Origin of the sequence: Azospirillum brasilense, assembly GCF_008365405.1 — a bacterium.
Classification (GTDB): domain Bacteria; phylum Pseudomonadota; class Alphaproteobacteria; order Azospirillales; family Azospirillaceae; genus Azospirillum; species Azospirillum brasilense_D.
In genome coordinates, this window is the sequence record NZ_QOKV01000023.1 from 76,123 (window position 1) to 93,014 (window position 16,892).

Consider the following 16,892-nt stretch of genomic DNA (forward strand, 5'->3'; position numbering starts at 1 on the left):
CGTCTCTTCTCTGGTTCCGGAATGCCTTGGATATGGGGATTTCAGCCCGTATGTTCAAGTTTTGTTCATGGTCAAGCCCTGGCTGCTTTGACGGTTGTTCGGGCGCCTTTCCTGAACTTGTCCGTTGAGTGAAAGGGCCGTCCGTCCTAGGCTCCGGCACAGCTTTTCCCTGTAGGTCACGAGAGCGCATGCGCCCCCTGCTGTCCCTTCCCGTCCGCCTCCTGCTCGCCACCACGATCCTGGCCGGTTGCCAGACGACGGGCGCCCCGCCCGTGTCGGCCACCACCACGTCCGGAACCGCGAAGGCGACGGCCGCCGCCCCGGCCAGCGTGGCCCCGGTCCAGCCCGCCGTCAGCTTCGCCGACTGGCTGAAGACCCTGCGCGCCGAGGCGCTCGGCCAGGGCATCCGCGCCCAGACCTTCGACCGCGCCTTCGCCAACGTGAAGCTGTCGGACCGGGTGGTCGAGCTGGATTCCTCCCAGCCGGAGTTCAACCGCCAGCCCTGGCAATATCTGGACAGCGCGGTCAACGACCGCCGCGTCCAGGCCGGGCGCCAGCGCATCCAGGACAACGGCGCGCTGCTGCGCCGCATCAGCCAGCGCTCCGGCGTGCCGGCGGAGATCCTGGTGGCCTTCTGGGGCGTGGAGACCGACTTCGGCAATTTCACCGGCGGCTTCTCCGTCGTCGACGCGCTGACCACGCTGGCCTATGAGGGCCGCCGCGCCAGCTATTTCCGGACGGAGTTGCTGGCCGCCCTGCGCATCCTCGACAGCGGCGACATCCCGCCGGAGCGGATGAGCGGCTCCTGGGCCGGCGCCATGGGCCAGACCCAGTTCATGCCGACCATCTTCCTGAAGCACGCCACCGACGAGGACGGCGACGGCCGGCGCGACATCTGGGGCAGCCTGCCCGACGTCTTCGCCTCCACCGCCAAATTCGTACAGGCCAACGGCTGGCGCGCGGGCGAACGCTGGGGCGAGGAGGTCACCCTGCCCGCCGGGTTCCCCTACGAGCAGGCCGAATACAACATCAGCAAGCCGGTCTCCGAATGGCGCCGTCTGGGCGTGCGCCCGCTGAACGGCGACGACCTGGGAGGCGAGGAGGAGCGGGCCGCCGTCCTGATGCTCGCCGGGGCGCAGGGACCGGCCTTCCTGGTCCGGGAGAATTTCCGGGCGATCATGAAGTACAACCCCTCCACCAGCTATGCGCTGGCGGTGGCGCTGCTGTCCGACCGTCTCGCCGGCCGCTCCGGCGTGCAGGGAAGCTGGCCGCGCCACGAACCGGCGCTGAGCCGCGACGAGCGGATCGAGCTTCAGGAGCGGCTGGCCTCGCTGGGCATGGAGCCGGGGACGGCGGACGGCATCGTCGGCGCCAACACCCGCAACGCCGTGCGCCGCTTCCAGCAGTCGATCGGCGCCGTGCCGGACGGCTTCGCCACCAAGTCCCTGCTGGAGCGGCTGCGTCAGAGTGCGGCCCCCGTCCCGGCGGCGGGCTGACAGGCCGCGATGCTGGCCGCGGCGAAGGGCTGGGCGCGGCGGATCAAGCGCGACGTGATCGCGCTCTATCTGGCGGCGCGCGACCCGCGGACGCCGTGGTACGCCCGTGTGGCCGCCGCCGCGGTGGCGGCCTACGCGCTCAGCCCCATCGACCTGATCCCCGACGTCGTGCCGGTCCTGGGCTATCTGGACGACCTGCTGATCGTGCCGCTCGGCATCCTGCTGGTCATCCGCCTGATCCCGCCGGCGGTTCTGGAGGAACACCGCGCCACCGCCGCCCGGCTGGCCGCCCGACCGGTCAGCTACGCCGCCGCCGCGCTGATGGTCGGGCTCTGGCTGGTCGCCGCCGCTGCCCTGTTCTGGTGGCTCGAACCCCATGTCGCGGGTTGGCTGGGGTAGACGCGCGGACGCCTTCCCCTCATTCGCCCAGCAGATGCAGCGCCAGGGACCGGTCGTGGGGCCGGGTGCGGTGCTCGAACAGGTAGATCCCCTGCCAGGTGCCCAGCGCCATCCGCCCCTCCAGCACGGGGATGGACAACTGCACCGTGGTCAGCGCGCTGCGGATGTGGGCGGGCATGTCGTCCGGCCCCTCCAGCGTGTGGTCGTAGAGCGCGGGGTCTTCCCGCACCAGCCGCTTGAAGAATCGCTCCAGGTCGCCGCGCACATCCGGGTCGGCGTTCTCCTGGATGACCAGAGAGGCCGAGGTGTGCCGGCAGAAGACGGTCAGCAGACCGGTCTCCACGCCCTGGGCGGCGACCCAGCGGGCCACCGGCTCCGTCACCTCGAACAGCCCTTGGCCGCGGGTCCGGGTGGTCAGCGTCGTGACGGCCTGCCGCATGTTTGTCGCCCTCCGTGCTCGATTGCTCGTCTTGGAAGCGGGTCATCCATACACCAAATCGCTTGGCGTTCCCGACCAACAACAGGTGATCCATGGAACTGAACGGCCAGTGCCGGATTCCGGCGGCGCGCGAGCGGGTCTTCACCGCGCTCTGCGATCCCGCCGTGCTGCAACGCTGCATCCCGGTGCTGGAGGAGATGGACCGGCTGTCGCCCACCGAATACACCGCGCGCGTGCGCGCCACGGTCGGGCCGCTGAACGCGCGCTTCGCCGGCAACGTCCGGGTGGCGCCGGAGGACGCGCCGCGCTTCTACATCCTCTACGCCGAGGGCAAGGGCGGCCTTGCCGGAGCGGTCAAGGGCGAGGCCCGCATCACGCTGGAGGAGGTGGACGGCCACACCCACCTGTCCTTCACCCTCGCGGCGGCGCTGGGCGGGGCCGTCGGGCGGCTGGCGGTCAAGCTGGTCAAGGCCAAGGCCGACCGCGTCATCGACGGCTTCTTCGAGCGCTTCACGGTGGAGGTCCTGAACGGCTGAAGCGGATGCCGGGCAGGCTCCAGTAACGCACCCGCAAAAAACCACTTCGCAGTTGCGGGAATTTGATCCACCATCATGGTCATGACCGAACAACCCCCCGATGCGGGAGTTCGCCGACCATGATTGCCGACCCCATGACCGCGGAGGTTGCCGATTCCGCGGCCTTCCCCATCCATCCGCCCGCCGACGCCTTGGATCGCGTTCCGGATGGTCCGGCGCTCGACCGGCTGCTGTTCACCCGCATCGTGGGGTTGGCCGCGCAGCATCCCGGCGGCGTCACCGCCTCGCTGGGGCTGGGGTGCGACGCGCTGGTCGAACTGATCCGGCGGCACGCGGCGGGCTTCGCCCATCTTCTCGCCACCCTGCCGGACGGCAGCGGCGAGGACGCCATCGAGGAGGAGGACTTGCGGGCCTTCCTGCTCGACCACCGTGCCGCCGGGACGGTCGAGGAGGAGTGGCTGGCCGCCATCGTCGCCCGCCGCACGCTGGGGCCGAACCATCTCTGGCAGGACATGGGCTTCGCCAACCGGCGGGAGTTGAACGCCATGTTCCGCCGCCATTTCCCGTCGCTGGTCGCGCTGAACAGTGGCGACATGAAGTGGAAGAAGTTCTTCTACCGCCAACTGTGCGAGCGCGAGGGGCTGATGCTCTGCAAATCCCCGAACTGCGAGGTGTGCGACGATTTCAGCGCCTGCTTCAGCGCGGAGGACGGCGACCCGCTGAGCGCCCTGGCCCGCGTGGCCCGTGGCGAGGGGTCCTGAACGAAGGGGCGTGAACGAAGGGGCGTGAACGAAGGGGCGTGAACAAAGATGCGTTGCGGGTGAAGAAAGCCGCTTGACCGGAGCGCCGCCACCCGTTAGATAACGCCACCCGCCGGACGGAAGGCCAAGCAAGGCCCGATGAACGGCAGGTCTCCGATGGTCGCGTCAAGCATCAGCGGAAGGGTGGCCGAGTGGTTAAAGGCAGCAGACTGTAAATCTGCCCGCGTAAGCGTACGCTGGTTCAAATCCAGCCCCTTCCACCATCTGACGCGGCCGGTTCATGACAGGGTCATGGCCGGCCGTTTCCTTTTCCAGACAACGCTGAACTGTTGCCGCATCAGCGCGCCATATCAACGTGGCTGCGCTCCCAGATCCTCGAAGGTCAGGCCTTTGTCGGTGCGGGTGAAGCGGCCTTTGCCGTTCACGGTCATCGCCGGCACGCCCGGCTGCGGCGCGAAGGTCGCCGCGTAATAGCAGTCATACTGCTTGTCGTCCGGCTTCGGGGCGCCGTTCCGGTATTTGGTGTCCACGCAGCCTTGCTTGCGAAAGCCCTCGAAGCCGCGGAAGCCGCCCTGCCCCTGGCCATCCAGCGCTCGCTTGGTGTGCGATTCCACCAGCTTGCGCATGTCGGACTCGCCCGGCTCCCCCGAACAGGCGGCCAGCGGCAGCACCGCCAGACCGCACAGCACCGCACGCCGCACCACGCCCCCCATCCTCTCTCTCACTTGCCGGTCCTCACTTGCCGGCCAGCAGGCGGTCAACCCGCTCCTTCAGGGCGCCGAAGGACGGCGGCTTCACGACGAAGCCGTTGACGCCCAGGGCCATGGCCTTCTTCACGATTTCGGATTCCGTGTGGTTGGTCAGGAAGACCACCGGCGTGCGGCGGTTCCGCACTTCGGCACTGGCCCGCAGCTCGGCCAGGAACTGCAGGCCGGACACCGGCTTCATGTCGATGTCGCAGACGATCACGTCGGGGGTGGCGCGGATGCATTCCCGCATGCCGGTCTCCCCGTTGTCGGCCTCGGCGATCGAGCGGAAGCCGATCTGCGAAAGGATCTGCATGATGGTCCGGCGCACGAAGGGCTGATCTTCGATGACCAGGATGCTGTACTGCCCGTAGTCGACCGGCTTCCTGTCCATCGCCGCACCCTCCTTCGCCCGAGCCCAGGGTACTGGTGGGACCAGCCCATGGTCATACAGTCGAACACTGATAAAGCGAGTCCGCCGAACGAGCAACCAAAGGACGGTTACAACTTTTAAAGAATAGGGAATTCCCCCAGCCGGACAGGGTGAAGGGCCGCGCGAAACCGCACGGCCCTTGGTTTTCCGCATGGGCCGAAGGCACGTCCGACGATCGCCCCGCCCTACCGCCGACTGGGACCTTGCAACCCCAGGAGAGAGGAGATGAGTCCGGCGACGAACCGGCGCTCCGGGTGCAATTCATGCACCGCCACAGCGCGCCCGGCAAAGGACAGCGCCGCCCTCGCCATGCCCGCCGGGTCCGGGCAGACCTCGCCGTCGATGCGGAAGCGCGTGACGGTCTTGGTCAGTTCGTGCATCGCCGTCATCGGCGGGATGCACATCAGGAAGCGGGCGCTGGCAACCGGCGTGAAGCCGCAGCGCTCGAACATGGTCTGTACGGTCACCGGATCGCCCTCCGGCCCTTCGGTCCCCACCTGATAGCGAAGCAGGCGTTGCGCCCGCTCTTCCACCGCCTCGGACCAACCAGCGGTGGCTGTAATCATAGGGTTGATCAAACCTGCCTCCAAATGCACCAGCCACGGGCCGCGCAGGCGCCAGAAACGTTAGATTGTTCGTCAAACGAACAAGATCAAGAACATCCCGCATGGTGGAAACCTGCGTCCGTTTGTTCACAAAGCAACCGTCGTGCCAGCGGCCGGGGGCGACGGCGCAGGGGTGCCACGCCACGCCGCTGGGTTCCCGTATCGCCTTGAGACTCCACCTGATTGGCCCATGGCGTCCGTATCGACGCCGGAACGGCGTCTCGGGACTCAACAGTGCAACGACCGTCCCGGTGCCCTCCACCTTCCATCCTGTCGCCGACAGGACATGTCATATGCGCGACAATCTGCCGCCCTTTTGGGCACCGCGTGTCGCCGCCCCGCAATCGACAGCCTTGGGGTGATGATCAGGAACTTTGCACGCGCGTGAATCGTTGCTGGTTCGAAAACAATTCCTGTTCTGCGCTGTTATGACCCGACATGCGTGGATCTATGAGCCGAAAGTTGTTTTGCGGCGGTGAGCGGGGGCCATCGTGGAGACGTCAATGCCGAACAAGAAAGCGGATTCGGACAAACCGGACAAAGGTGGGTCAACCACCGGGGAAGCGTTGCGGGAAAGCCTGGGGGCGCTGAACCGCAACCTCGCCGAGGGGCTGCGGACCGCGGACCGCCTGCAACGCGACGCCAGTCGTCTGGTCGAAGAAAGCGCGCGGCTTGCCGCCGAACTGGTCGAGCAACGGCGCGAGATGGGCCGGCTCCGCGACCGTCTGCATCGCGCCGAGAACAGCCGCGCCGCTCGGGCGGAGGAGCTGCGCCACGCCCATGAGACGGCGGAGCGTGCCGACCGGGCCAAGGCCCGCTTCCTGACCGCCGCCAGCCATGATCTGCGCCAACCCATCCAGGCAGCGGCGCTCTACGCCCACATCCTGAGCGGCGCGGTCGGCGCGAACCCCGCGGCCAGAGAGGCGGCGGACCTGCTCCAGGCCTCCATCGACAGCCTGAGCGGCATGCTGAGCGGCCTGCTCGACCTCGCCCGGCTGGAGGCCGGCGCGGTGGACGTCGCGGTCTCGGACTTCCGCCCCGACGCGCTGATGCGCCGTCTGGCCCAGGAGTTCCGGGAGAGCGCGACGTCCGAGGGGACGAGCCTGCATGTCCATCCCTCCTGTGTGGCGGTGCGGACCGACGCGCGGCTTCTGGAACGGATACTCACCCATCTGCTGTCCAACGCCATCCGCCACGGCGGAGGGAGCGGAAAGCGCGTCCTGCTCGGCTGCCGGCGGCGGCCCGGAGCGCTGGAATTCCAGGTGTGGGACGACGGGCGGGGCATCCCCCCCGACGCCCGCGCCGCCATTTTCGAGGAGTTCCACCAACTCGACAATCCGGAGCGCAGCGCGGTCAAGGGTTTCGGGCTCGGCCTGCCGCTGGTCGCCCACACGGCGCGGCTGCTGGGCCTGACGCTGGATTTGCGGTCGGAAGTCGGGCGGGGCACGGTCTTCACGGTGACCGTACCCCGCGCCGTCCTCACCAAACCCGACGCTACCGAACCCGGCGCCTCCGATCCCGGCATCTCAGATCCCGACCGCCGCCTGACCGCCGCTGCCCGCGCCATGGCGGCGGCGGCCACCAGCGCCGCGGCGACGGCATCCCCGACGGACCGGATGAAGGGCCGGCGGGTGCTGCTGGTGGAGGACGACGAGCGGGTGCGCCACGCCATGACCATGCTGCTCAAACGCTGGGGCGTCCAGGTGACCGCCGTCGGCTCGGCGGAGGAACTGGCCGACCGCCTGCCCCGGCTGCGCAGCCGTCCGCACGTCGTTCTCGCCGACCACCGGCTCCCACGCGGACAGACCGGGCGCACGGTGGCGGAACTGGTGCGCCGCCGCTGGGACGTGCCGGTCGTCATCATCACCGGCGACACGGCGCCGGAACGGCTGCGCGAAGCCCGCAACATCGGCTGCCGCCTGCTGCACAAGCCGGTGGAGCCCGGCGACCTCGCCGCCACGCTGGACGACGTCATGGAGCGGTGAGTCTCCAGAACAATCCCCCGCTCCGCCTGTTCGCATCGTGGGAGGGGCGCGCATGGGGCGAAGGAGGACACGGCGTGGTTTGATCGGCAAGGTCGCCATCCTGCTGGCGCTGGGCGCCGGGGCGGTGAGTGCCGGAGCCGTCGCCTGGGCGTGGGAGACGGCGATCCCGCCGCAGCCGCGCCCGGCGGCGGACGGCTTCGCGCCGGAACTGGTGGCGGAAGGGGCGCGGCTGGCGGCGGTGGGGAACTGCATCGCCTGCCACACCGTGCCGGGCGGACGGTCCTTCGCCGGGGGGCTGGCCCTGCCGACGCCCTTCGGCACCATCCACTCCACCAACATCACGCCGGACGAGGAAACCGGCATCGGCCGCTGGAGCGAGGCGGCCTTCACCCGCGCCATGCGGCGCGGGGTGGACCGCGAGGGGCGTCATCTCTACCCCGCCTTCCCCTACGACCACTACACGCGGGTCGGCGACGCCGACAACCGGGCGCTCTACGCCTACCTGATGACGCGCTCCCCGGTGCGGGCGGAGGCGCCGGCCAACGACCTGCCCTTTCCGCTGAACATCCGCATGGCGGTGGCCGGGTGGAAGCTGCTCTATTTCCGCGAGGGCGCCTTCACCCCCGACCCGGCCAAGCCGGAGGTCTGGAACCGCGGCGCCTATCTGGCGGAGGGGCTGGGCCATTGCGGCGCCTGCCACAGCCCGCGCAACGCGCTGGGCGCGGTGGACGAGGACCGCGCCTGGGCCGGCGGCGAGGCCGAGGGCTGGACCGCCTACCCCATCAACGAACACTCCCCGGCGCCCGTCCCCTGGACGGCGGACAGCCTGACCTTCTACCTGCGGCACGGCTGGCACCCCGCCCACGGCGTGTCGCGCGGGCCGATGGCGGAGGTCACCGGCAACCTCGCCGGGTTGCCCGACGCCGACGTGGCCGCCATCGCCGCCTATGTCGCTGACCGCATGGGTCCCCCCAGCGCCGAGCGCCAGCGCCGCGGCGAAGACCTGCAAGCCCTGGTTCCGCGCCTCACCGCCGAAGCCGGGACGCCGCCGGGCTCCAGCCTATCCGCCGCCGACAGCCTGAACCGGCCCCCTGCCGCGGGCTCTGAAGGGGCTCCGTCCAGAGCTGACGAGCGGGGCGAGGCGATCTACCGCACGACCTGCGCTACCTGCCATGAGTCCGGGCGGCCGCTGCCCTTCGGCGGGCTGCCCTTCGCGCTCAGCACGGCGGTGAACGCGTCCACCCCCCAGAACATCGTCAACGTCACGCTGTTCGGCCTGCCGCCCGGCGACGGCACCGTCAGCGCGGTGATGCCCGCCTTCGGCGGCGCGCTGTCCGACGCCGACATGGTGGCCTTGCTGCGCTTCCTGCGCGGGCGCTTCAGCGAGCAGCCGCCGTGGGACGGGCTGGAGCGGCTGGTGGCCGACACGCGGAGCGGCGCGCACCATGTCGCCGTCCGCCCTGCCGACGGCATCGAACGGGCGCCCCGCAACGTCGGCGCCACGGATTGAATGAAGGGAGCCCATCATGGCGATCGACCTCACGGTGAACGGCACCCTCCAGCGGGTTGAGGCGGACCCGGACACGCCGCTGCTCTACGTGCTGCGCGACGATCTGGGGCTGAACGGGGCGAAGTTCGGCTGCGGGTTGGGCCAATGCGGCGCCTGCACGGTGATGGTGGACGGACGCGCCGTGCTGTCCTGCGTCACGCCGGTCCTGCTGATGCAGGGGCGCGCCGTCACCACCGTGGAGGGGCTGGGCACCGCCGAGGCCCCAGGCCCCATGCAGCGCGCCTTCATCGAGGAGCAGGCGGCCCAGTGCGGCTACTGCATCCCCGGCATGATGATGCGGGCGCAGGCCCTGCTCCAGGAGCGGCCGGACGCCGACGACGCCGCGATCCGCCGCGCGCTGGAATTCAACCTGTGCCGCTGCGGCACCCACATGCGCATTCTGCGGGCCATCCGCCGCGCCGCCGACACCATGCGCCACGCCGAGACCGGCGCTCCGAACGGGAGGGCCGGCGGATGAGCGACCACACCCCGTTCCCGCTGACCCGCCGCGGCCTGCTGGCCGGCGGTGGCGCCCTGGTCGTCACCGTGTCGCTGGCCCGCCCACTGGTCGCCCAGACCGGAGCAAGCGGTAACGCAAGGCCCGGAAGCCTCTCCCAGACGCCCCGGCTCGACGCCTGGGTGCGCATCGGCGCGGACGGCGCCATCACCGTCTTCACCGGCAAGGCCGAACTGGGTCAGGGCATCCGCACCGCCCTACTCCAGGTCGCGGCGGAGGAGTTGCGCGTCCCGCCCGCCGCCATAACCCTGGTCACCGCCGACACCGCCCGCACCCCGAACGAGGGCTACACCGCCGGCAGCCAGTCCATGCAGAACAGCGGCACCGCCATCCGCGCCGCCGCCGCCCAGGCCCGTGCCCTGCTGGCGGAGGAAGCGGCGCGGCGCCTCGGCGCGCCGGCCGACGCGCTGGGCTTTGCCGACAAGCGGGTGACGGCGCCGGACGGGCGGGTGCTCGGCTATGGGGACTTGGCCACGTCGCTCGACCTGACCGTGGATGTGCCGGCGGACGCCCCGCTGACCGCGCCGGACCGCCTGTCGGTGATGGGCAAGCCACTGCCCCGCGTCGACATTCCGGCCAAGGTGACCGGCGGCGCGGCCTATGTGCAGGACCTTCGGCTGGAGGGCATGCTGCACGCCCGCGTCGTCCGCCCCCCCAGCCCCGCCGCCCGGCTGACCGCGCTCGACGCCGCCGGGGTGGAGGCGATGCCGGGGGTGGTCGCCGTGCTGCGCGACGGGACCTTCCTCGCCGTGGTGGCCGACAAGGAGTACCGGGCGGTCAAGGCGATGCGCGCCCTCGCCGCCGCCGCCCGCTGGGAGGAACCGGCGACCCTACCCGGCGACACTCCCCTGCCCGACCTGCTGCGCGGGCTGGAGCGCGAGGTCGGCACGGTGGCCGCGAAGGGCGAGGCCGGCGTCATTGCGGACGGGCCGCGCAGCCTGCGCGCCCGTTTCACCCGCCCCTACCAGCTTCACGGCTCCATCGGGCCGTCCTGCGGCGTGGCGGTGATGGGCGAGGACGGGCTGACCGTCTGGTCGCACACCCAGGGCGTCTATCCCGACCGCAAGGCCATCGCCGAGATGCTGCGCCTGCCTGTGGAGCGGGTGCGGGTGATCCACACGGAGGGTTCCGGCTGCTACGGCCACAACGGCGCCGACGACGCGGCGGCGGACGCGGCGCTGATCGCCAGCAAGCTGCCGGGCCGCCCGGTGCGGGTGCAATGGATGCGCGAGCAGGAGCATGCCGGGGAGCCCTATGGCCCGGCCATGATGATCGAGGCCGCGGCCTCCCTGGACGGAAACGGGCGCATCGACCGCTGGACCTTCGACGTCTGGTCCAACACCCACACCACCCGCCCCGGCGGGGCCGGCGCCCTGCTGGCCGCCCGCCATCGGGCCGACCCCTTCCCGGCCGAACCGGCGGCGCTGCAGATCACCCCCGCCGGCAACGGCGACCGCAACGCCATCCCGCTCTACGCCATCCCGAACAGCCGCGTCCTCTGGCACTTCCTGCCCGACATGCCGCTGCGGGTGTCGGCGCTGCGGTCGCTCGGCGCCTACGCCAACGTCTTCGCGCTGGAAAGCATGATGGACGATCTGGCGCGGCTGGCCGGTGCCGATCCCGTGGAGTTCCGCCTGCGCCACCTGGAGGACCCGCGCGCCCGCCGGGTGGTGGAACTGGCGGCGGAGCGCTTCGGCTGGACGGGCGCCGCACCGGCGCCGGGCTTCGGCCATGGCTTCGCCTTCGCCCGCTACAAGAACCACGCCGCCTATCTGGCGCTGGCCGTGGAACTGTCGGTGGACCGCGGCAGCGGGCGGGTGCGGATGACCCGCGCCACCGCCGCCATCGACAGCGGCGAGATCGTCAACCCCGACGGCATCCGCAACCAGACGGAAGGCGGCATCATCCAGGCGATGAGCTGGACCCTGTTCGAGCGCGTCGCCTACGACGACACCCGCGTCACCTCGGTGGATTGGGCCAGCTACCCCATCCTGCGCTTCGCCAGCGTGCCCGACCGCATCGACGTCCACATCGTCGAGCGGCCCGGCGATCCCTTCCTCGGCACCGGCGAGGCGGCGCAGGGTCCGACCGCCGCGGCCATCGGCAACGCCATCCGCTCGGCGACCGGCCGGCGCCTGCGCGACCTGCCCTTCACCCCCGACCGGGTGCGGGAGTCGACCACCGCCGGGTGAGGTCAGCCCTGGAGGGCTTTCCGCAATCGTCCCGATGAACAGAACGAATGGCTTGCCACCTTCGGACGAAGAAGGACGAGGGCCTGACCGAGGATGAGCGGCCTTCCCGCCCGCCGTCGCTGCGTCATGCCAAGACGCGAGGCGCAGCAAACCGCGGGCATTGCTTGCTGTCGCAATTTCCGCTTGCGCCACTTTTACTGGTATTCCTCACAACCCTTCGCAGATCTGTGAAGTTAAAACCAAGTAAACTCATGAATTTATCGGAACGACTCTGCACATTAACAATGCATTAATGCACCAAATAACGTAATATGCTGCAATATGAAACATTACAATGAGTGCTTATTCTTGCAAATGACAGCAGAACAGCTGTGTCAAATGCCACTTCTATGCATTGGACGTATTGACCGAGCCATCATGTTGTGGGTATGTGAAATCAAAAGGGGTAATCGTTTCTTTCGAGAAATCTCTACCCCTAATTGCATCCCATTCAGGAAACACGCCCGCCATGTCCGAAGCGTCCACCGTCGCCCCCACCACGCGCGTCACCACCTCTGGTCGCTTCCTCCGCACGGCAACCGAGATTGCCGTCATCGACACCGCCCTTGCCGGCTGGCGGGATCTTCGGGCGGGGCTTCCCCCCGGCGTGGAGGCGGTCTTGATCGGCGAAGGCCGCGACGGCGTGGCGGTCATGGCGCAGGCTTTGGCTGGGCGCCACGGCATCCGGGCGCTCCATGTGCTGTGCCACGGCTTCGAGGGCGGGTTGCAACTCGGCGCGGCCCGGCTCGACGAAGCGGCGCTGACGGCGCGCGAGGCGGAGTTGACGGCCATCGGCGCCTGCCTCGCCCAGGAGGGCGACATCCTGCTCTACGGCTGCAACGTGGCGAGCGGCCATGGCGAGTCGTTCCTCGACGCGCTGGCCGGCATCACCGACGCCGCCATGGCGGCGTCCCGGACCCTGACGGGCGCCGCGGAGTTGGGTGGCGATTGGGATCTCTCCTGGACGCGTGGCACGGTGCGGACCGAAGCCCTGCGGATCGACCAGTATCGCGGGGTGCTGGCCGCACCGTTCTTCGACGAAGCGTTCGCCTACACCGGCGAAAACACCATCACCCTCAAGTACGACGACAGCCTGGACAGCACGAGCAACCCGCTGCTGACCCATTTCGTGGCAACCAACGGCACCGTGAACGCGGGCACCGGTTCCATTCTGATCAATGGAACGCCGGTCGCCCTGATCAGCGCCGTGGTTTCCGACAACCTCGTGACCCTCACCGTCGGCCACCAGTTCCAGCTGAACGACAGCGTCGCCTTCCGCTACGAGGACCCGGCGGGTGACGACGCGACCGGCGTCATCCAGGCCCCCTACGGCCTGGACACCTTTTCGGTGGACGTCTCCGTTACGGTTCTGACCGCTCGCCCTCCGGCATTCGTCTCCGCATCTGCGCAAAGCGGAGGTAACAAGGTCGTCCTGTCCTTCGATCAGGCGCTGGATGACAACAATCCCCCGTCCATCCAGCAGTTCTTCGGCTCCTCGTCGACGTCGGGACAGATTCGCATCAACGGCGTCTATTATAATGTTTCCGGCGTCGACGTCATTGGCAGCACCGTCATCGTTGAGGTTGGCAACGGTTATATTTTCCAAAGTGGGGATGCTGTCTCCCTCCGTTATTACGACGGGGACACCGTGGACAGCACCACCGCCATCCAGAACCAGGGCGGCGTCGATATTCCGGATTTCAGAACCAGCTTCACGGTTCAACTTCATGCCCCCACGGTGACCGCTACGGGCGGCACGCCGACCTACAGCGGTTCCCAGACGCTGCCCCTGTTCTCATCGGCCACCGCCAGCACCAATGACAGCGGGCAGATCTTCACCGCCATGACGGTTACCGTGACCGGCATGCTGGATGGCGCCAACGAAGCGTTGTACTTCACCGTGCCCGGTATGATGGGTCCGCTTGAACTTTACCTGGTCGATGGCGCGTCCCACTTTGCGGACCCCGTGCAGATGAGCGCGACAAGGGTCACCGGGACGGTGTCCGTCAGCAACGGCACAGCGACCATCAGGATCTCCGGCATGGCCCTGTCGGATGCCGAAATGGCCTCGCTCATCAACGACATCACCTATTACAACGCGGCCGGCACTCCATCCGACGGCCAGCGCATCATTGCCGTCACCGGCCTCACCGACGACGGCGGCAGCGTCGACACAGGCGACATCACCGGGGTTTCCGCAACCATCAACGTCGGCACGCCGGCTTCGAGCCTGCCGACCCTGACCGCGACAGGCAACGCGCCGACCTACACCCAGGGCGACGCGTCGGGCGCAGACCTGTTCTCCGGAGTGACGGCCAGCACCAACGACAGCGGGCAGGTCTTCACCGGCCTGACCCTGACGATCACCAACGTCACCGACGACGAGGCGCTGCTCGGCATCGGCACCAACCCCCTTGCCCTGTCCAGCAGCGCCCCCGTCGTCGTGCCGGGGATCATCGGCAGTGGAATGGGGGTCGTCGCCAGCGTCACCAAGACCGGCACGACGGCGACCATCACCCTGACCGGGCTCGACCACAGCGACTCCCAACTGGCGGCGCTGATCGACGGGCTGACCTACACCAACAGCAGCAGCACCGTCACGCCCGGTGACCGCGTCATCACCGTCACCAGCGTCACCGACGGCGGCGGCAGCAACAACACCGCCAGCCTCACTGGCGTCTCCACCACCGTCAGCGTCGCGGGTGCTTCCACCACGTCCATCGCGCCGACACTGACCCTCACCGCGGAGGACACCTACGGCCAGTCGTTGGCTCTCGGCACCGTCACCGCCGACCTGTTCGACGGGGTGACCGCCTCCACCGTCGACGGCGGGCAGACCTTCACCGGCATGGTGCTGACGGTCCACGGTGTCCTCACCGGCCCCAACGAGCGTCTCACGATCGGCGGCACCTCCATCACGCTGACGGCGGGGACAGGCGTCTTCTCCAAGGGCAACTATGTGGTGACGGTGGTGAACGGCGTCGCCACGGTGACGCTGTCCGGCATGAGCCTGACCGACAGCGAGATGAACGCGCTGATCGACGACCTCGCCTACGCCTGCGACAACGCGGGGATCAGCTTGGCCCCTTCCGACCAGCTCCCCCTCACCGACACGCGCTCCATCGTCCTGCGCTCCATCACGGACAGTGGCGCCTCCAACAACACCACCGTGTTGAACAAGGTCGCCACGGTGTCGCTGGGTCAGAAGGACTCGCAGTCCCCGATGATCACGGTGACGCCGACCGTTCCGACGGTCACCTTCGCACCAGGCACGACAACCGCGGTTTCGTTCACCGTAACCGTTGCCAACCCGGCGACAATCGGGGACGGAGCCCTCTTCTTCAACGTCAAGGCACCGGACGGCTTGACGATCTCGAACGTCAAGATGAACGGCGGCCTGCCTGTCTTCGCCTTCGGAGCCTCGCCCGGGACCTACACCCTGACCTTCAACGTGACGAACACGGGCACGACCACCAGCGGCGCGTTCCCTATCAGCATCACCGCGGGGTACAGCGACACCATCTCCCCCATCCCGACGATCGCGGTCAAGTCCGGATCCACGATGGTGACCATCGCCGAGCCCGCCCCCATCCTGCAAAGCGCGGCGGTGGACGGCACGGCGCTGGTGCTGACCTACGACATGGCGCTGGACGGCACGAACATCCCGGCGGCGAATGGCTTCACGGTCAAGATCGGCGGTTCGACGGTCTCCGTCACCAACGTCGCGGTGGATGGGGTCAACAAGACGGTCACGCTGACACTCGGTCAGGCGGTCGCCCACACCGACACCGTGACGGTCGCCTACTCCGACCCGACCGCCGGCGACGACACCAACGCCGTCCAGAGCACCACGGGCACCGATGCCGCGTCCTTCGCCGCCCAGTCGGTCACCAACACCACGCTCGACCCGAACGGCACCCCGCCGACACTGACGCTCACGCCGGTCAACGGCTACGGCCAGCTCGTGATGGGCAACCCGACCTTCGACCTGTTCGATGCCGTCACCGCCTCCACGGTGGACAGCGGGCAGACCTTCACCGGCATGGTGCTGACCGTCCACCACGTCGCGGGCACCGGCACCGACGAGTTCCTGACCATCGCCGGAACCGACATCACGCTGAGCGACGGAACCTCGGGCAGCTTCACCGGCGGCAACTACGCGGTCACCCTGGTGAACGGCGTCGCGACGGTGGCGATCAGCGGCATGGCGCTGAGCAACAGCGCGATGAGCACGCTGATCGACGGCATCGCCTACAAGACCACGGCATTCTTGGTTTCCAGCCTCAGCCAGACCAATTCCGGATTCAGCGAAACGCGCCCCATCGTCCTGCGCTCGATCTCCGACAGCGGCGCCGCGAACAACACGACCGAGGTCAACAAGCTCGTCACCGCGTCGTTCGGGACGCAGCCGGACAGCCTCTCCCCCATCACCATCACGCCAGACAACCCGACCGCCACCTTCGCCAGCGGCACCTCGACCCAGCTTTCCTTCTCGGTGAACATCAGCACGGCGCTGACGCTGGTGGGAAGCAATGTCCACTTCGACGTTGCCGCCCCGAGCGGTTGGACGATCGCGAATCTCCAGCTCAACGGGTCCGCGAACAACATCCTGACCGGCGTCATTCCGATCGGGGTCCAAACGCTGACCTTCGACGTGACAGCGTCCGGCACGGACACGGCCGGCCACTTCCCCATCAGCATCTTCACCTCCACCAGCGGCCTGTATCCTCAGGTGTCGATTTCGTCCGGCTCCGTCCTGGTGGCGCTCGCCCCGCCCGCTCCGGTCCTGCAAAGCGCCGAGGTCGAGGGCACGACGCTGGTCCTGACCTACGACGTCGCGCTGGACGCCGTGAACGGTCCGGCGGCAGGCGCCTTCGAGGTCAAGGCTGGCGGCAGCACGGTCACCGTCTCCAGCGTCGCCGTGAACAGCGTCAACAAGACGGTCACGCTGACCTTGGCCCAGGCGGTCCAGCACGGGCAGACGGTCACCGTCAGCTACACCGATCCCACCAGCGGCAACGATGTGGCGGCGATCCAGAACGCGACCGGCGGCAGCGATGCCGCGACGGTCACCAACCAGTCGGTGACGAACAACACGGCCGACACGACGCCGCCGTCGATCACCACGGTGACGATCCCCGACCAGGCGGCCAAGGTCGGCGACACGGTGACGGTGACGATCACCGTGGCCTCGG

At 68.7% G+C, this 16,892-nt stretch carries 12 protein-coding genes, 1 tRNA gene and 1 pseudogene; 10 read left to right on the plus strand and 4 right to left on the minus strand.

Annotation, left to right across the window (positions count from 1 at the left end; genetic code table 11):
- Positions 1–188: 188 nt before the first annotated feature.
- Both DS837_RS26340 and DS837_RS26345 read left to right on the plus strand, forming a co-directional pair.
- Positions 189–1,496, plus strand: a complete 1,308-nt coding sequence (locus tag DS837_RS26340; protein ID WP_149167444.1) for a lytic murein transglycosylase — start codon at positions 189–191, stop codon at positions 1,494–1,496.
- Positions 1,497–1,511: 15 nt separating this feature from the next.
- Positions 1,512–1,895, plus strand: a pseudogene (locus tag DS837_RS26345) (YkvA family protein); the annotation flags it as partial.
- A gap of 19 nt (positions 1,896–1,914) precedes the next feature.
- Here DS837_RS26345 and DS837_RS26350 read toward each other — a convergent pair.
- On the minus strand, positions 1,915–2,334 hold the full coding sequence (locus DS837_RS26350; protein WP_149167446.1) for a secondary thiamine-phosphate synthase enzyme YjbQ: 420 nt from the start codon (positions 2,332–2,334) through the stop codon (positions 1,915–1,917).
- A gap of 92 nt (positions 2,335–2,426) precedes the next feature.
- Between DS837_RS26350 and DS837_RS26355 the strand changes: the two genes are divergently transcribed.
- From DS837_RS26355 to DS837_RS26365, 3 genes are all read left to right on the plus strand, one after another.
- On the plus strand, positions 2,427–2,870 hold the full coding sequence (locus DS837_RS26355; protein WP_149167447.1) for an SRPBCC family protein: 444 nt from the start codon (positions 2,427–2,429) through the stop codon (positions 2,868–2,870).
- Between the two features lie 119 nt (positions 2,871–2,989).
- Positions 2,990–3,631 (plus strand): nitrogen fixation protein NifQ, encoded by a 642-nt coding sequence (locus DS837_RS26360; RefSeq protein WP_247890140.1) that lies wholly within the window; start codon positions 2,990–2,992, stop codon positions 3,629–3,631.
- A gap of 177 nt (positions 3,632–3,808) precedes the next feature.
- Positions 3,809–3,894: transfer RNA gene (locus tag DS837_RS26365), tRNA-Tyr, on the plus strand.
- Positions 3,895–3,981: 87 nt separating this feature from the next.
- On the opposite strand, the gene DS837_RS26370 is transcribed toward DS837_RS26365, so the two are convergent.
- From DS837_RS26370 to DS837_RS26380, 3 genes are all read right to left on the minus strand, one after another.
- A complete protein-coding gene (locus DS837_RS26370) occupies positions 3,982–4,344 on the minus strand; it encodes a hypothetical protein (RefSeq protein ID WP_149167458.1) in 363 nt (120 codons plus the stop codon).
- 22 nt (positions 4,345–4,366) lie between these two features.
- On the minus strand, positions 4,367–4,771 hold the full coding sequence (locus tag DS837_RS26375; protein ID WP_109068072.1) for a response regulator: 405 nt from the start codon (positions 4,769–4,771) through the stop codon (positions 4,367–4,369).
- Between the two features lie 224 nt (positions 4,772–4,995).
- Positions 4,996–5,376 (minus strand): hypothetical protein, encoded by a 381-nt coding sequence (locus DS837_RS26380; RefSeq protein ID WP_149167448.1) that lies wholly within the window; start codon positions 5,374–5,376, stop codon positions 4,996–4,998.
- A gap of 542 nt (positions 5,377–5,918) precedes the next feature.
- Here DS837_RS26380 and DS837_RS26385 point away from each other — a divergent pair.
- The 5 genes from DS837_RS26385 to DS837_RS26405 form a co-directional block, all read left to right on the plus strand.
- Positions 5,919–7,400, plus strand: coding sequence for an ATP-binding response regulator (locus tag DS837_RS26385; protein WP_149167449.1), 1,482 nt, complete (start codon positions 5,919–5,921; stop codon positions 7,398–7,400).
- A 79-nt stretch (positions 7,401–7,479) separates the two neighbouring features.
- A complete protein-coding gene (locus DS837_RS26390) occupies positions 7,480–8,910 on the plus strand; it encodes a cytochrome c (RefSeq protein WP_211102416.1) in 1,431 nt (476 codons plus the stop codon).
- 16 nt (positions 8,911–8,926) lie between these two features.
- Positions 8,927–9,427 carry a (2Fe-2S)-binding protein gene (locus tag DS837_RS32435; protein WP_149167451.1) on the plus strand — a complete coding sequence of 167 codons (501 nt, stop codon included), beginning with the start codon at positions 8,927–8,929 and terminating at the stop codon, positions 9,425–9,427.
- Positions 9,424–11,658 carry a xanthine dehydrogenase family protein molybdopterin-binding subunit gene (locus DS837_RS26400; RefSeq protein WP_149167452.1) on the plus strand — a complete coding sequence of 745 codons (2,235 nt, stop codon included), beginning with the start codon at positions 9,424–9,426 and terminating at the stop codon, positions 11,656–11,658. Before DS837_RS32435 ends, DS837_RS26400 begins: the two co-directional genes overlap by 4 nt.
- A gap of 508 nt (positions 11,659–12,166) precedes the next feature.
- Positions 12,167–16,892: SwmB domain-containing protein (locus DS837_RS26405; RefSeq protein WP_149167453.1), on the plus strand; the 4,726-nt coding region annotated here is incomplete at its 3' end.

What these genes read in the sequence shown, in the direction of transcription:
- DS837_RS32435 (WP_149167451.1), top strand. Translation starts at nt 8,927, where the DNA reads ATGGCGATCGACCTCACGGTGAACGGCACCCTCCAGCGGGTTGAGGCG.
- DS837_RS26370 (WP_149167458.1), bottom strand. Translation starts at nt 4,344, where the DNA reads ATGGGGGGCGTGGTGCGGCGTGCGGTGCTGTGCGGTCTGGCGGTGCTG.
- DS837_RS26380 (WP_149167448.1), bottom strand. Translation starts at nt 5,376, where the DNA reads ATGATTACAGCCACCGCTGGTTGGTCCGAGGCGGTGGAAGAGCGGGCG.
- DS837_RS26340 (WP_149167444.1), top strand. Translation starts at nt 189, where the DNA reads ATGCGCCCCCTGCTGTCCCTTCCCGTCCGCCTCCTGCTCGCCACCACG.
- DS837_RS26400 (WP_149167452.1), top strand. Translation starts at nt 9,424, where the DNA reads ATGAGCGACCACACCCCGTTCCCGCTGACCCGCCGCGGCCTGCTGGCC.
- DS837_RS26385 (WP_149167449.1), top strand. Translation starts at nt 5,919, where the DNA reads ATGCCGAACAAGAAAGCGGATTCGGACAAACCGGACAAAGGTGGGTCA.
- DS837_RS26360 (WP_247890140.1), top strand. Translation starts at nt 2,990, where the DNA reads ATGATTGCCGACCCCATGACCGCGGAGGTTGCCGATTCCGCGGCCTTC.
- DS837_RS26350 (WP_149167446.1), bottom strand. Translation starts at nt 2,334, where the DNA reads ATGCGGCAGGCCGTCACGACGCTGACCACCCGGACCCGCGGCCAAGGG.
- DS837_RS26375 (WP_109068072.1), bottom strand. Translation starts at nt 4,771, where the DNA reads ATGGACAGGAAGCCGGTCGACTACGGGCAGTACAGCATCCTGGTCATC.
- DS837_RS26355 (WP_149167447.1), top strand. Translation starts at nt 2,427, where the DNA reads ATGGAACTGAACGGCCAGTGCCGGATTCCGGCGGCGCGCGAGCGGGTC.